Raw genomic sequence first — 12,981 nt, 5'->3', positions numbered from 1 at the left:
CGTTCTCATCCTGATTGACGCTGGATTCTCAGCCTGTTTGTCGCGCGGCAGCCTTCAGAGCATCGCCTTGGTGCCCGGCTTTCTGAACGTCTGAATAGGATGTCTTGACGAGGGTTATACCGGCGGACCGGGCCAGCGCCTCGGCCAGCATGGTCTTGCCCGTGCCGGGCGGGCCTGCCAAAACGAAGCTCTTCGTAACCTCGCGCCAGTCCAACTTTCCGGCCTGCACTATCATCATAAGGGCTTGACTGACGAGGACTGGCGAGAGGCCGGGGCCGTCGGGTATGAGATCGCGCGGGAAGGCCCTGAGGCCGTGAACGAGGCGCTGGGGCGGATCGCATCGATGTCGACAACTTCCGCCGGTCAGGCGGGCCCAAAGGCCGTCTACGGGCGTTTCTATGAGTGGCTGGCGTATACCAGTCCGGTGGTCGACCTAGGGCCGATCAAACACCTCCTTCGGGAGCACATCCTCAACACGATGATCGTCGAACCTGACGAGGTTCTGTTAGGGCAGCGCGTCGAGGGGCGTCGCCTGCACTCGGTCCACAGCCTTTCCGTCGCTACGGGCCTCCACAGGAAGCGGCTCCGCAAGATCATGGTTCAGGCTGGCTTCGCCTCGAACGACAGCTGGGATACCGCGGCGAGCCGGCTGGTCTTCCCCGCTGCAGAGACAGAGCGCCTTTGCCGATATGTCGCTGGCAGCGTCAGCCTCAGCCAACTCCCCGAGGCCATAGTATGCACCCGGACCCAAGCGGAGAGCATTTACCGCGAGGGCGTCATTACTTCCATCGTCGGGGGTGATGCCGATGTGGGTATCGCGAAGCTCGCTTTCGCGCGAGATGACGTCACCAAGTTTCTTGCCTGCCTCGAAAACCTTCCTGTTCAAGCCGCTTCTGCCGGGTTGGTCGATGTCGTGAGCGCGACCAAGAGGACCGGACGGTCAACCGGCGAAATTCTTGGCGCCGTCTTGGCCGGGGATATTCCAGCATGCCGGGTTGCGGGTCCGGTCGGGGTGAACACCGTCAGGTTCAGGCTGCCGGATCTGGACCCGCTCCGCTTACGTCAACCGCGTGTTCGCAAGCACCCCGGCTAACCATTCTGGTTCACCATCTTTGATCTGGGCCCGCTTCGGCGGGCCTTTTTGTTGTCGCGAATCCAGTCTTTCGGGAGGATTTTCGGTCCCAGATGGGAGAAATTTCACTCCGGCGCTCTTACAGGCGTATTGAATCTAAAGGATTTTCTGGGGCGTTCGGGAAGAACTATGGCCGCAGGGACACATGATATCTCTACGAGATTTGTTCAAGAGGCTTCCAGAGGACGGACACCAGCGCAACACACTGAGGAACTTCAATCTCGGGATGATGCGCCCAGGGAAAATACAATCTGTCAAGGAACTTGCAGAGAGCTTGGGATTAGATGTCCGTGAACTTGAAGGTCTTCCTCGTCGTATGGCGGGAAGACTTGTCTCAGACCCTTTCGCGGAAGCAGGCTACGCAATCGAGGTGAACAAAAACCATTCAATAGTTTCTAAGCGGTTCGCGGTGCTACACGAACTAGGACACTTCTTGCTCCATGTAGATCGATCTGATCCGATTTTCGATCCGTTGCACTTGAACCGTGGCGATGACGAGTTCTACTACGAACCCAAGCAGGAAGCTGAAGCAAACGCGGTTGCCGATGTTCTGTTATTTGGCGATGGCGCACTTGAGGCCGCGATCTCATTGCACGGACGCAAGTCAAGTGAGTTGGCAAAGTACTTTGGTGTTTCAGAGCAAATGGTTGAGATCGCACTTCGCAAGTTCAGCCTATGAACATTCAGGTCACGGGGCGGGTGCGCTCGCCCCGGCGTGGATCAGTTCGCAGGCAATAGATTTTTTTAATCGCTTGTAAGCCGATCGTTGTTGCGCTGCGGATGTGGCTTCAGTCGGTCTGTCGGTCGGGGTGAGCGACCTGGCCTGTTGCCCAAGTAGCCGTGGCTGACGGGGGCGATGCGCCTTCGCAAGGCGTTGGGGCATGGCAACTTTGTCTGGCGCAAGTGGCTCCAACGCAGGGCCTCTGCGGGATTGTGCCCGTGGGTGGGCGTGTTACTCTGCGGCGCAGCAATGCAAGGTGTGCCATGGTCTCGCGAGTCATTCCTGTCGATCCGTTCGATCTGGTCGTAATCGGCGGCACCGGCGATCTGGCGCGGCGCAAGATCCTGCCGGCCTTGTACCGGCGGTTCTGTGCCGGGCAGATGCCCGAAGGCGCGCAGGTGATCGGGGCGGCGCGCACCGAGATGGACGATGCGGGCTATCGTGATTTCGTGGGCGCGGCGCTGGACGAGTACGCGCAGCCGGCGGGCTGCGCGGAACGCGCGCGGTTTCTGGACATGCTGGGCTATGTCACGCTGGATGCGTTGGGGGATCAGGGCTGGTCCGATCTGGCCGCGCGTCTGGACGAAGGCCGCGTGCGGGCGTTCTATTTCTCGGTCGGGCCTGCGCTGTTCGGTCCCTTGGCGGAACGGTTGCAGCGGCACGGCATGGCGGGGGCGGACACGCGGATCGTGGTGGAAAAGCCCTTTGGCCGCGATCTGGCCTCGGCCCGGGCGCTGAACACCGATCTGGCGCGGTATTTCACCGAAGGACAAATCTACCGGATCGATCATTACCTGGGCAAGGAGACGGTGCAGAACCTGATGGCGATCCGGTTCGGCAACATGCTGTTCGAGCCGCTGTGGAACAGCCAGTATGTTGATCACATCCAGATCACCGTGGCCGAAACCATCGGCGTCGACGGGCGCGGCGAGTATTACGAGCGCGCAGGAGCCATGCGCGACATGGTGCAGAACCATCTGATGCAATTGCTGTGCCTGATCGCGATGGAGCCGCCCGCCAAGTTTGACCCCGACGCGGTGCGTGACGAAAAGCTCAAGGTCATCCGCGCGTTGGACCCGGTCAAGCCGGACGATGTGGTGCGCGGTCAGTATCTGGCCGATGGCGGCAGACCGGGATTTCGCGAGCATGTGGGCAACGCGGAATCGACCACCGAGAGCTTCATCGCGCTGAAGGCGCGGATTTCCAACTGGCGGTGGGCGGGCACGCCGTTCTACCTGCGCACCGGCAAGCGGCTGCGCGCACGCACGTCCGAGATCGCGGTGGTGTTCAAGGACACGCCGCATTCGATCTTTGGCCCCGAGGCCGGGCAGCACCGCAACATCCTGACGATCCGGTTGCAGCCCAACGAGGGGATCGACCTGGGCGTGACGATCAAGGAACCCGGACCGGGGGGCATGCGTCTGGTGGATGTGCCGCTGGACATGACGTTCGCGCAGGCGCTGGGACCCGAGGCCGAGGACGTACCAGATGCCTATGAGCGGTTGATCATGGACGTGATCCGGGGCAACCAGACCCTGTTCATGCGCGGTGACGAGGTCGAGGCGGCCTGGGCCTGGACCGATCCGATCATCGCGGGCTGGACCGAAGGGGCGGGCGCGCCGCTGCCCTATGACACCGGCAGCGCCGGACCGGACGAAGCGCTGGCCCTGATGCATCGCGATGGCCGCGCCTGGAGGGAGATACGGGCATGACACTGCTGGAATACGCCGATGCTGAGATGCTGGCGCTGGACCTGGCCAATGTGATGGCCGGGGCACTGGGCGCGGCCCTGCGACAGCAGCCTCGCGCCACGCTGATCGTGCCGGGCGGAACGACGCCGGGGCCGGTGTTCGACGATCTGTGCGCGGTCGATCTGGATTGGGACCGCGTCGATGTGATCCTGTCGGACGAGCGCTGGGTGCCCGAAGCCGATGCGGCGTCGAACGCGGCGCTGGTGCGCGCACGATTGCTGGTGGACAAGGCGGCGGCCGCACGGTTCCTGCCCTATCATCGGGCCGGGCAAACCCCCGAACAGGCGTTGCCGGAGTTGGAGGCGCAGGTGGCCCCGTTGCTGCCTGCGGCGGTGGCCCTGCTGGGGATGGGGGCGGACATGCACACGGCCAGCCTGTTTCCGCGCGGCGATGCCCTGCGGCTGGCGCTGGATGCGCAGGCACCGGCGCTGGTGGCCATGCGCGCGCCGGGTCAGGCGCAGCCGCGCGTCACGCTGAGCGCGCAGGCGCTGGTGGCGTCGCTGTCGCTGCATGTCGTGATCACCGGAGATGACAAGCGCGCGGCGCTTGAGCGCGCGCAGGGCCTGCCACCGCAGGAAGCGCCGGTGGCGGCGATTTTGAAGGACGCGACAGTGCATTGGGCAGCATGATGGATATCTGGGACAGGTTGCAAGGGTTACAGGCGCAGGTGGCGCAGCGGCGGATCAGGTCGCTGTTCGAGGATGGCGCGCGATTTGACGGGTTCTCGGCGCGGTTCGACGGCATGCTGCTGGACTACTCCAAGACCAATATCGACGCCGAGATCCGCGAGGCGCTGATCGCGCTGACCGCACAGGCGGGGCTGGCCGAGGTGCGCGAGGCGATGTTCACCGGGGACAAGATCAACCGCACCGAAGGGCGGGCGGCGTTGCACACGGCGTTGCGCGCGCCCGAAGGCGCGGTGATCGAGACCGGCGGGCAGGATGTGATGCCCGGCGTGATCGAGACCCGCGCGCGCATGGCGCGGTTTGCCACGGCGCTGCGCGGCGGGGCCTTTGCCGGGCAGGGCGGACGGATCACCGATGTGGTCAACATCGGCATCGGCGGATCGGATCTTGGCCCGGCCATGGCGGTGGCGGCGCTGGCACCCTATCACGACGGGCCGCGGGTGCATTTTGTGTCGAACGTGGACGGCGCGCATATCCACGACACGCTGGCGGGACTGGACCCGGAGACGACGGTGATCATCGTGGCCTCGAAGACCTTTACCACCATCGAGACCATGACCAATGCCGCCACGGCGCGCGACTGGATGGCGGAAACGGTGGCCGATCCGGGCGCGCAGTTCGTGGCGCTGTCATCCTCGACCGAGCGTGCGGCGGAATTCGGGATCGCGCCCGAGCGGGTGTTCGGGTTCGAGGATTGGGTCGGCGGGCGCTATTCGGTCTGGGGACCGATCGGGCTGAGCCTGATGATCGCTATCGGGCCGGATGAGTTCGCGCGCTTTCTGGACGGGGCGGCGGCGATGGACGCGCATTTCCGCACCGCGCCCGAGTCCGGGAACCTGCCGGTGCTGCTGGCGCTGGTGGGCATCTGGCACAGGCAGATCTGCGGCTATCCCAGCCGGGCGGTGCTGCCCTATGATCAGCGGCTGGCGTTGCTGCCGCCGTATCTTCAGCAGTTGGAGATGGAGAGCAACGGCAAGCGGGTGGCCATCGACGGGGCCGATCTGGGCCGGGTGTCCGGCCCGATCGTCTGGGGCGCGCCAGGGACCAACGGTCAGCATGCGTTCTACCAGCTTTTGCACCAGGGCACCGATGTGGTGCCTTGCGAATTCATGGTGGCCGCCGAAGGTCACGAACCGCATCTGGCGCATCATCACAGGTTGCTGGTGGCCAATTGCCTGGCGCAGGCCGAGGCGTTGATGAAGGGGCGCGATCTGGACAGCGCGCGCGTGATGCTGGCGGCGCGCGGCTGGCACGGTGACGCGGCCGAGGTTCAGGCGCGCCACCGGGTGTTTCCGGGCAACCGGCCCTCGGTCATGCTGGCCTATGATCGGCTGACGCCCCGGCGGCTGGGGCAGATCGTGGCGCTGTATGAACACCGCGTGTTCGTCGAAGGCGTGGTGCTGGGGATCAACAGTTTCGATCAATGGGGGGTCGAGCTGGGCAAGGAGATGGCCACCGCGCTGGGGCCTGTCCTGTCGGGAGAGGAAAGCGCCGAGGGCAAGGATGGATCGACCGCCGGGTTGGTGGATTTTCTGCGACGGTAGATGACCCGGCGGTGTCGCTGGCGCGACGCTGGATATCTCGGCCCGTTCCGGGCCTCGGTGCAGGGGGGCGCTGCCCCCGTCGCGCCGGTGGCGCGACTCCCCCGGAGTTTGTCTGGCAAGATGAACAATGGACAAGGTCAGGGGATGTCAAAGCCTTGCGGGGCCAGGGTGAATCCGTCGAAGGTGAATCCGGGGCTGACGGTGCAGCCCACCAATGTCCAGTCGCCGGTGCTGCGCGCGGCCTGCCAGTGATGCGGCGGCACGATGATCTGCGGTTGCTGGCCGGTGGCCAGATCGGGACCGAGGGTGAGATCCTGACGCGGTCCGGTGTCGGTTTCAGACAGGCTCAGGATCAGCGGCGCGCCTGCGTGGAAATGCCAGATTTCGGTGGCATCGACCCTGTGCCAATGGCTGTGCTCGCCTGCTTTCAGCAGGAAATATATGCAGGTGCCTGCGGGGCGGCCCGGCCCGTCGGCCACCCATGTCTGGCGGTAATGCCCGCCTTCGGGATGGGGGGCGAGGCCGAGTTTGGCAATGATCTGATCCGCGGTCATGGGTTTAGTGTAGGCGTATCGGGGAACCGCGCCAAGCGGGGATGTGTCAGCGGGACTATGCCGAGAGATAAACGTGAACTGGGCAAGGTTTGGCGCATCGGGGCGCTTGTGCGGGTTCCTGCTGTTCGCGGACGCGCAAGAGGAAAAGGATGCCCCCTGTATGCGACAACATAAAGGATGGTTTCCATGAATATACTAAAGATCTCCGCAGTTTGTGCGGCTCTGTTCGGCTTGGCGGCGTGCGAGAACCTGACGCCGGAGCAGCGCACTGTCGCCGGCGTGGCGGGTGGTGCCGCAGCCGGCCTGATTGCTGCCGATGCGCTGAATGCCGATGATGACTGGCGGCTGATCGCGGGTCTTGCCGGGGCTGCGGCGGGCACGCTGGTGGCGCAGAACCGTCAGACCGGAAACTGTGCCTATGCACGCGGCGACGGCACCTATTACACCGCTGCCTGCCCGAGCTGATGCGATGAGAGCGGGGCCGGTTCGGCCCCGCCTGTCGCTTACTTGAGGATCGACGCTCCGGCGTAGCGCGCGGTTTCGGCCAGCATTTCCTCGATCCGGATCAACTGGTTGTATTTTGCCAGCCGGTCCGAGCGGGCAAGGCTGCCGGTCTTGATCTGACCGCAGTTGGTGGCCACAGCCAGATCGGCGATTGTCGCGTCCTCGGTCTCGCCCGAGCGGTGGCTCATGACGTTGGTCATGCCCGCACGGTGGGCCATTTCGACGGCCCGCAGGGTTTCGGTCAGCGTGCCGATCTGGTTGACCTTGACCAGCATGGAGTTGGCGCAGCCTTTCTCGATGCCCATGGCCAGACGCTCGGGGTTGGTCACGAACAGGTCGTCGCCCACCAGTTGCACCGATGCGCCCAGGCGCTCGGTCAGCAGCCTCCAGCCGTCCCAGTCATCCTCGGCGCAGCCATCCTCGATGCTGATGATCGGGTAGTCGGCGCAGAGCGCGGCCAGGTAGTCGACATTCTCGGCGGAGGTCAGGGTTTTCCCTTCACCGGCAAGTACATACTGGCCGTCCTTGAAGTATTCCGTGGCGGCGCAATCCAGGGCAAGGTGGATGTCCTGCCCGGGTGTGTAGCCCGCCTTTTCGATGGCCCTGAGGATGAAATCCAGCGCATCGCGCGTGCCCGAAAGGTTGGGGGCAAAGCCGCCTTCATCGCCCACGCCGGTGGCGAGCCCTGCGGCGGAGAGTTCCTTTTTCAGGGTGTGGAACACCTCGGCGCCCATGCGGATCGCGTCGCGGATGGTGGGCGCGGCGACCGGCATGATCATGAATTCCTGGATGTCGATCGGGTTGTCGGCATGTTCGCCGCCGTTGATGATGTTCATCATCGGCACCGGCAGGATGCGGGCCGAGGTGCCGCCGACATAGCGATAAAGCGGCTGTGCGGTGAATTCGGCGGCGACCTTGGCTACGGCCAGCGAGACGCCGAGGATGGCGTTAGCGCCAAGCCGGGATTTGTTGGGAGTGCCGTCAAGCTCGATCAGGCCCTCGTCGATGGCGACCTGTTCGGTGGCGTCCAGCCCCAGGATTGCCTCGGCAATCTCGCCATTGACCGCCGCGCAGGCCTCGAGCACGCCTTTGCCCATGTAGCGTGCGGCGTCGCCGTCGCGGCGTTCGACCGCCTCGTAGGCGCCGGTGGAGGCGCCCGAGGGCACGGCGGCGCGGCCCATGGTGCCGTCTTCCAGCATCACATCCACCTCGACCGTGGGATTGCCCCGGCTGTCGAGGATTTCGCGGGCGTGAATGTCGATTATCGTGCTCATCAGGGCGTTTCCTTGGGTTTTGCGCGGGTTTGGCCCGCTTGTAGGCGGGGCGCGGCCCAAGGGGAAGGGGTGGGCGCGATGATAACGCTAGCGGGCCATTGCACGGGCGGTGCGACGGGCGCGGCGGCGGATGCGGGCCTCGCGCAGCAGGGTATAGAGCCCGCTGGTCACGATCAGCACTGCGCCGATCAGGGTCAGCGCGTCCGGGCGTTCGCCAAAGACCCAGACGCCGATGATGATGGCAAAGATCAGTCGCGAATAGCGGAACGGCGTGACGACCGACACCTCGCCGGTGCGCATGGCGGCGACGATGGCGTAATACCCCATCAAGCCCAGCAGCATGGCGCCAGCCAGTTCACCCCATTGCGCAGGGGCGGGATCGACAAGGCTGTGGCCCTGCACCAGCAGCAGCACAAGGCCCGTGGGCACCAGCATGGCAAAGGCATAGGCCGACAGTTGCATGGCACCGATGCGGGCGGGGGTGGCGCGGGTGGCCAGATCGCGCATAGCCAGACCGATCACGCCCTGCACCGCAAACAGCGACGCGGGCTGGAATCCGTCCAGACCGGGGCGGATGATCAGCATGACACCGGCAAAGCCAACCAGAATGGCCGACCAGCGCCGCCAGCCCACGGTTTCGCCCAGAAACAGCGCGGCCCCCAGCGTAACCGCCAGCGGTGTGGCCTGCAGGATGGCCGAGGCCGAGGACAGCGGCGTCAGGGCAATGGCGGTGACAAAGCCCATGGTGCCGATCACCTCGCCCAGGTTGCGCAGCAGGACGGCGGGCAGCAGCAGGTCGACCGAGAACAGGCGCGTGCCGCGGCGCAGGGCCAGCAGCCCAAAGAACAGCGCGCCGCCGACACCCAGCGTCATCAGGATCTGCCCGGTCGAGATGTCGGTGGCAAGACGCTTGATGAACATGTCCTCGATGGCAAAGGCGGCCATCGCGAACACCATCATCAGACTGCCGAGCAGGTTTCTATCCATGGATCGGGGGCTTTCATGTGGTGGCCGACAACCGTTAGCGTATGTCAACTGCACAAGAAAGCGGCAGAGCTATGACAGCACGACAATGCCGCTATGCTTTGCCTTGTGCTCGGGCTCGACATGGATGGTGACGCGCGCGCCGGGCAGGGCGGCCATCAGCGCCGCCTCGATCCGGTCGCACAGGGTATGGGCATCCTCGACCGTGGTGTCGCCGGGAACCACCAGATGAAACTCGATGAAGGTGACGGCCCCGGCGTGGCGGGTGCGCAGGTCATGCGCCTCAAGTGCGGCATCATCGCTGGCGGCCTCGGCGATCACGCGGCGGATGGTATCCAGCTGGTCGTCCGGCACTGCCTCGTCCATCAGCCCGCCGACCGAGCCCTTGATGACGTGCCAACCCGACCACAGGATGTTGACCGCCACCAGCGCCGCCATCGCCGGGTCCAGCCACAGCCAGCCCGTCAGCACCGCCAGTGCGATGCCGATCAGCACCCCGGCGGACGAGATCACATCGGTCATCAGATGCCGCCCGTCGGCCACCAGCGCGGGCGAGCGCTGCGCGCGGCCGTGACGGATCAGGATCGTCGCCCAGACGCCGTTGAGCACGCTGGCCAGCCCGGTGATGATCATGCCGGTCAACGGCATGTCCAGCGCGCGCGGGTCCATCAGGCCGTGATAGGCCTCGCGCAGGATGACCATGGCAGCGATCACGATCAGCACGCCTTCGAGCACGGCCGACAGGAACTCGGCCTTGTGATGCCCATAGGGGTGGTTGGCATCGGCGGGGCGCTGCGCCACGCGCAGGGCGACGATCACCGCCAGCGCCGTCGCCACGTTCACCAGGCTTTCCAGCGCATCCGACATCAGTGCAAGCGAGCCGGTCAGCCCCCAGGCCAGCGTCTTGAGCGCCAGCACCACCAGCCCCACGAACACGCTGCCGATGGCCAGCCGCAGGGTGTGTGTCATGGGTATCTCCGATGCGGGGCGGTTGGGGTCAGTCCTTGGATTTCAGCGGAATGCCGTACAGTTCCAGCCGGTGCCCGGCCAGACGATAGCCCAGACGGTTGGCGATGCGTTCCTGCAACAGCTCGATCTCGGGGTCGCAGAACTCGATCACCTCGCCCGAGTTCATGTCGATCAGGTGGTCGTGGTGATCGCGCTCGGCGTCCTCGTACCTTGCCCGCCCGTCGCGGAAATCATGGCGTTCCAGAATGCCGGACTCCTCGAACAGCTTGACGGTGCGATAGACCGTGGCGATGGAAATACGGCTGTCGCGCGCGGCGGCGCGGGCGTGCAGTTCCTCGACATCGGGGTGATCCTCGGCCTCTTGCAGGATCGCGGCGATGGTGCGGCGCTGATCGGTCAGGCGCAGGCCCGCAGCCTCGCAACGGTCGATGATGGTGTCTGACATGGGGCTTCCCGCGGTCGCTGATCCGTGGCGGGGGTGTAGCGAATGGGGGGCGGTGAATCCACCCCGTTTTGTCCCGCCGCCACCGGATGCCGTCTTGTGGGCGGAGCGGGGCAGGGTGACTTTTGCGACAGCAACCCCGGTTAGTGATTGACTTTGTCGCTTCGGACCGCCATCTGAGCGTTACCATTGCCCTTGCCGCGTGAGCAGGCCGGTGCCCCAACAGGGCGCGAAGGGGTGGTGTGACAGAGTTTCCCAAGATCACGCGTGGGGATCGGTGCCGGGTCGGCGGACGCACAATCGGTGTGTCCCGCAGCGCGCACGGTGCAACCACGGATGGGTACGGATGTGCCCATGGCGCAATGGCGAGCAACGCCTTGCGCATGAAGGATGAATATTATGACCGATACGTTCAGTGAACTGGGCCTCCCCGCGCATCTGTTGCGCGCACTGGAGGCACAGAACATCACCACGCCCACGCCGATTCAGGCGCAGGCCATTCCCCACGCAATGAATGGGCGCGACGTGATGGGCCTGGCCCAGACCGGCACCGGCAAGACCAACGCCTTTGGCCTGCCGCTGGTGGCGCAGATGCTGGCGATGGATGGCAAGCCCGCACCGAAAACCGTGCGCGGGCTGGTCCTCGCCCCCACACGCGAACTGGCGCGGCAGATCCAAGAGCAGTTGATGCATCTGATCAAGGGCACGCCGATGAAGGTGGGTCTGGTCGTCGGCGGCGCCAGCCTCAGCGCGCAGGCCGCGCGTCTGGCCAAGGGCACCGACATCCTGGTGGCGACACCGGGCCGTCTGCTGGACCTGCTGGACCGCCGTGCCCTGATCCTGTCCGAGGCCAAGTTCCTGGTGCTGGACGAGGCCGACCAGATGCTGGACATGGGCTTTATCCATGCGCTGCGCAAGATTTCCGGCCTGCTGCCCGCGACGCGTCAGACCATGCTGTTCTCGGCCACCATGCCCAAGCAGATGGAAGAGATCGCGCAAAGCTATCTGGTCAAGCCCGCCCGCGTGCAGGTGAACCCGCCGGGGCAGGCGGTGGAAAAGATCGCGCAAGAGGTGCATTACATCGCCAAGGCCGAGAAATTCAACCTGCTCAAGGAAATGCTGGACGCGCACCGTGACGAGCTGGCGCTCGTTTTTGGCCGCACCAAGCACGGCATGGAAAAGCTGTCGCGGATGCTGGAAAGCGCCGGTTTCGCCGTCGCCTCGATCCACGGCAACAAGAGCCAGGGCCAGCGTCAGCGCGCGCTGGATGCCTTCAAGACCGGCAAGGTGCGGGTGCTGGTGGCAACAGATGTGGCGGCGCGGGGGCTGGATATCCCCGAGGTCAAGCACGTCTACAACTATGAACTTCCCAACGTGGCCGAGAATTATGTGCACCGGATCGGCCGGACCGCACGGGCGGGCCGCGAAGGGCGCGCGATTGCCTTCTGTTCCCCCGACGAGATGGGCGAACTGAAAGACATCCAGAAGACGATGAAGAACGACATCCCCGTCGCCTCGGGCACGCCCTGGGAAAAGGTGGCCGGACCGGGCGGCAAAAGCAACAGCGGTAGCCGGGGTCGCGGTGCGGCACCCAAGCCGGGCGGCGCACGTCGCGCCCAGCAGCGCAAGCGCAGCCAGGGCGGTGGTCAGGGTGGCGGCGGCGGTCGCGGACGCGGTCAGGCGGCGTGATCGAATGAATGACCCCCTCCCTCGCAAGGGGGAGGGAAAGCGTGCGGCGGTTCAGGTCGCCAGCCACATCAGCGCGTTGAAATAGTGGCCAAGGCCGGTGGTGATGACGCCACCGGCGATCTGCCAAAGCGCCCAGACGATACCGCCCATCACAACCAGCGGCAGGGTCCAGATCACCCCCAGCGCCAGCGCGGCGCGCAGGGTGGCCAGCGGTGAGGCATTTGCCTGCTCGACCCACGCAGCGACGGGCCTGCGCCACGCGCGCGGCCACAGCCCCTGCACCCCCAGAAGGCTGAGGCCAGCGTGCAGAGCGGTGGGCACGATGGTCGAAAACAGCATCAGATACAGCCAGAGATGCGCGCCGGGATCATTCCGCGCGCCATCCAGCAGTGCGGGCAGGTCCAGCAGCGTGGCCCCCGCCAGCGCGTTCAGCCCGTGGATCGTCCCGACCAGCGCCGCACCAAGGGCCAGGAACAATCCGCAGGCGATGACCAGATCGGCCAACCCCCAAAGCAACGGCAGACGCGACCGCAGGCCCCGGCGCATCAGGGTCAGCGTGGCGGCATAGCTGGCGGTGTCGAAGATGGCGTTGAGGAGTGGGAAGATGCCCAGGAAGAGGAAGACGGCTCGGCGGTCGTCGGGGAGGGTGGCAGGGCAATCGCTTTTGGCATTAAGCCATTGCTATGTTTGTGAGAATCGAGCGCAGGAAGGTGTCATCCCAGCCTGCGCGC

At 65.1% G+C, this 12,981-nt stretch carries 14 protein-coding genes; 7 read left to right on the top strand and 7 right to left on the bottom strand.

What is annotated here, in order from left to right; genetic code table 11:
- Nucleotides 1-28: 28 nt before the first annotated feature.
- The gene (locus ACFTOW_RS14635) at nt 29-235 is read right to left on the bottom strand and encodes an AAA family ATPase (RefSeq protein WP_379916974.1); all 207 of its coding nucleotides are present in this window, start codon (nt 233-235) and stop codon (nt 29-31) included.
- A 9-nt stretch (nt 236-244) separates the two neighbouring features.
- Here ACFTOW_RS14635 and ACFTOW_RS14630 point away from each other — a divergent pair, with 9 nt between their 5' ends.
- The 5 genes from ACFTOW_RS14630 (at nt 245) to pgi (ending at nt 5,834) form a co-directional block, all read left to right on the top strand.
- Nucleotides 245-1,093: a hypothetical protein gene (locus ACFTOW_RS14630; protein ID WP_379916972.1), complete on the top strand. Its 849-nt coding sequence runs from the start codon at nt 245-247 to the stop codon at nt 1,091-1,093.
- A 202-nt stretch (nt 1,094-1,295) separates the two neighbouring features.
- The gene (locus tag ACFTOW_RS14625; RefSeq protein ID WP_379916970.1) at nt 1,296-1,811 is read left to right on the top strand and encodes an ImmA/IrrE family metallo-endopeptidase; all 516 of its coding nucleotides are present in this window, start codon (nt 1,296-1,298) and stop codon (nt 1,809-1,811) included.
- Between the two features lie 305 nt (nt 1,812-2,116).
- On the top strand, nt 2,117-3,565 hold the full coding sequence (gene zwf / locus ACFTOW_RS14620) for a glucose-6-phosphate dehydrogenase (protein WP_379916968.1): 1,449 nt from the start codon (nt 2,117-2,119) through the stop codon (nt 3,563-3,565).
- Nucleotides 3,562-4,233: a 6-phosphogluconolactonase gene (gene pgl / locus ACFTOW_RS14615; protein ID WP_379916966.1), complete on the top strand. Its 672-nt coding sequence runs from the start codon at nt 3,562-3,564 to the stop codon at nt 4,231-4,233. The genes zwf and pgl overlap by 4 nt, the downstream gene beginning before the upstream one ends.
- The gene (gene pgi, locus ACFTOW_RS14610; RefSeq protein WP_379916964.1) at nt 4,230-5,834 is read left to right on the top strand and encodes a glucose-6-phosphate isomerase; all 1,605 of its coding nucleotides are present in this window, start codon (nt 4,230-4,232) and stop codon (nt 5,832-5,834) included. The genes pgl and pgi overlap by 4 nt, the downstream gene beginning before the upstream one ends.
- Before the next feature lie 137 nt (nt 5,835-5,971).
- On the opposite strand, the gene ACFTOW_RS14605 is transcribed toward pgi, so the two are convergent.
- Nucleotides 5,972-6,388 carry a cupin domain-containing protein gene (locus ACFTOW_RS14605; protein ID WP_379916962.1) on the bottom strand — a complete coding sequence of 139 codons (417 nt, stop codon included), beginning with the start codon at nt 6,386-6,388 and terminating at the stop codon, nt 5,972-5,974.
- A gap of 186 nt (nt 6,389-6,574) precedes the next feature.
- Here ACFTOW_RS14605 and ACFTOW_RS14600 point away from each other — a divergent pair, with 186 nt between their 5' ends.
- Entirely contained in the window at nt 6,575-6,853 is a 279-nt protein-coding gene (locus ACFTOW_RS14600; RefSeq protein WP_379916960.1) for a glycine zipper 2TM domain-containing protein, read from the top strand.
- 38 nt (nt 6,854-6,891) lie between these two features.
- Here ACFTOW_RS14600 and eno read toward each other — a convergent pair whose 3' ends face one another.
- The 4 genes from eno to ACFTOW_RS14580 all read right to left on the bottom strand — a co-directional run bounded on the left by eno (nt 6,892) and on the right by ACFTOW_RS14580 (nt 10,564).
- Nucleotides 6,892-8,166, bottom strand: a complete 1,275-nt coding sequence (eno, locus tag ACFTOW_RS14595; protein ID WP_379916958.1) for a phosphopyruvate hydratase — start codon at nt 8,164-8,166, stop codon at nt 6,892-6,894.
- Between the two features lie 87 nt (nt 8,167-8,253).
- Nucleotides 8,254-9,153 (bottom strand): DMT family transporter, encoded by a 900-nt coding sequence (locus tag ACFTOW_RS14590; protein ID WP_379916956.1) that lies wholly within the window; start codon nt 9,151-9,153, stop codon nt 8,254-8,256.
- Between the two features lie 69 nt (nt 9,154-9,222).
- Nucleotides 9,223-10,119, bottom strand: a complete 897-nt coding sequence (locus tag ACFTOW_RS14585; RefSeq protein WP_379916954.1) for a cation diffusion facilitator family transporter — start codon at nt 10,117-10,119, stop codon at nt 9,223-9,225.
- A gap of 28 nt (nt 10,120-10,147) precedes the next feature.
- Nucleotides 10,148-10,564, bottom strand: coding sequence for a Fur family transcriptional regulator (locus ACFTOW_RS14580; protein ID WP_379916952.1), 417 nt, complete (start codon nt 10,562-10,564; stop codon nt 10,148-10,150).
- Nucleotides 10,565-10,960: 396 nt separating this feature from the next.
- Here ACFTOW_RS14580 and ACFTOW_RS14575 point away from each other — a divergent pair, with 396 nt between their 5' ends.
- Nucleotides 10,961-12,250: a DEAD/DEAH box helicase gene (locus ACFTOW_RS14575; RefSeq protein ID WP_379916950.1), complete on the top strand. Its 1,290-nt coding sequence runs from the start codon at nt 10,961-10,963 to the stop codon at nt 12,248-12,250.
- A 51-nt stretch (nt 12,251-12,301) separates the two neighbouring features.
- On the opposite strand, the gene ACFTOW_RS14570 is transcribed toward ACFTOW_RS14575, so the two are convergent.
- Entirely contained in the window at nt 12,302-12,796 is a 495-nt protein-coding gene (locus tag ACFTOW_RS14570; protein ID WP_379916948.1) for a hypothetical protein, read from the bottom strand.
- Nucleotides 12,797-12,981: the final 185 nt, after the last annotated feature.

Source organism: Lacimonas salitolerans, assembly GCF_042677865.1.
GTDB lineage: Bacteria > Pseudomonadota > Alphaproteobacteria > Rhodobacterales > Rhodobacteraceae > Lutimaribacter > Lutimaribacter salitolerans.
The sequence above is the reverse complement of the archived record's forward strand: the minus strand, read 5'-3'. Positions and strand labels throughout refer to the sequence as shown.

Excerpts from the sequence above, each read along its gene's own strand:
- pgi (WP_379916964.1), top strand. The coding sequence starts at position 4,230 with ATGATGGATATCTGGGACAGGTTGCAAGGGTTACAGGCGCAGGTGGCG.
- ACFTOW_RS14590 (WP_379916956.1), bottom strand. The coding sequence starts at position 9,153 with ATGGATAGAAACCTGCTCGGCAGTCTGATGATGGTGTTCGCGATGGCC.
- ACFTOW_RS14635 (WP_379916974.1), bottom strand. The coding sequence starts at position 235 with ATGATAGTGCAGGCCGGAAAGTTGGACTGGCGCGAGGTTACGAAGAGC.
- eno (WP_379916958.1), bottom strand. The coding sequence starts at position 8,166 with ATGAGCACGATAATCGACATTCACGCCCGCGAAATCCTCGACAGCCGG.
- zwf (WP_379916968.1), top strand. The coding sequence starts at position 2,117 with ATGGTCTCGCGAGTCATTCCTGTCGATCCGTTCGATCTGGTCGTAATC.
- ACFTOW_RS14570 (WP_379916948.1), bottom strand. The coding sequence starts at position 12,796 with ATGCGCCGGGGCCTGCGGTCGCGTCTGCCGTTGCTTTGGGGGTTGGCC.
- ACFTOW_RS14605 (WP_379916962.1), bottom strand. The coding sequence starts at position 6,388 with ATGACCGCGGATCAGATCATTGCCAAACTCGGCCTCGCCCCCCATCCC.
- ACFTOW_RS14600 (WP_379916960.1), top strand. The coding sequence starts at position 6,575 with ATGAATATACTAAAGATCTCCGCAGTTTGTGCGGCTCTGTTCGGCTTG.
- ACFTOW_RS14585 (WP_379916954.1), bottom strand. The coding sequence starts at position 10,119 with ATGACACACACCCTGCGGCTGGCCATCGGCAGCGTGTTCGTGGGGCTG.
- pgl (WP_379916966.1), top strand. The coding sequence starts at position 3,562 with ATGACACTGCTGGAATACGCCGATGCTGAGATGCTGGCGCTGGACCTG.
- ACFTOW_RS14575 (WP_379916950.1), top strand. The coding sequence starts at position 10,961 with ATGACCGATACGTTCAGTGAACTGGGCCTCCCCGCGCATCTGTTGCGC.
- ACFTOW_RS14580 (WP_379916952.1), bottom strand. The coding sequence starts at position 10,564 with ATGTCAGACACCATCATCGACCGTTGCGAGGCTGCGGGCCTGCGCCTG.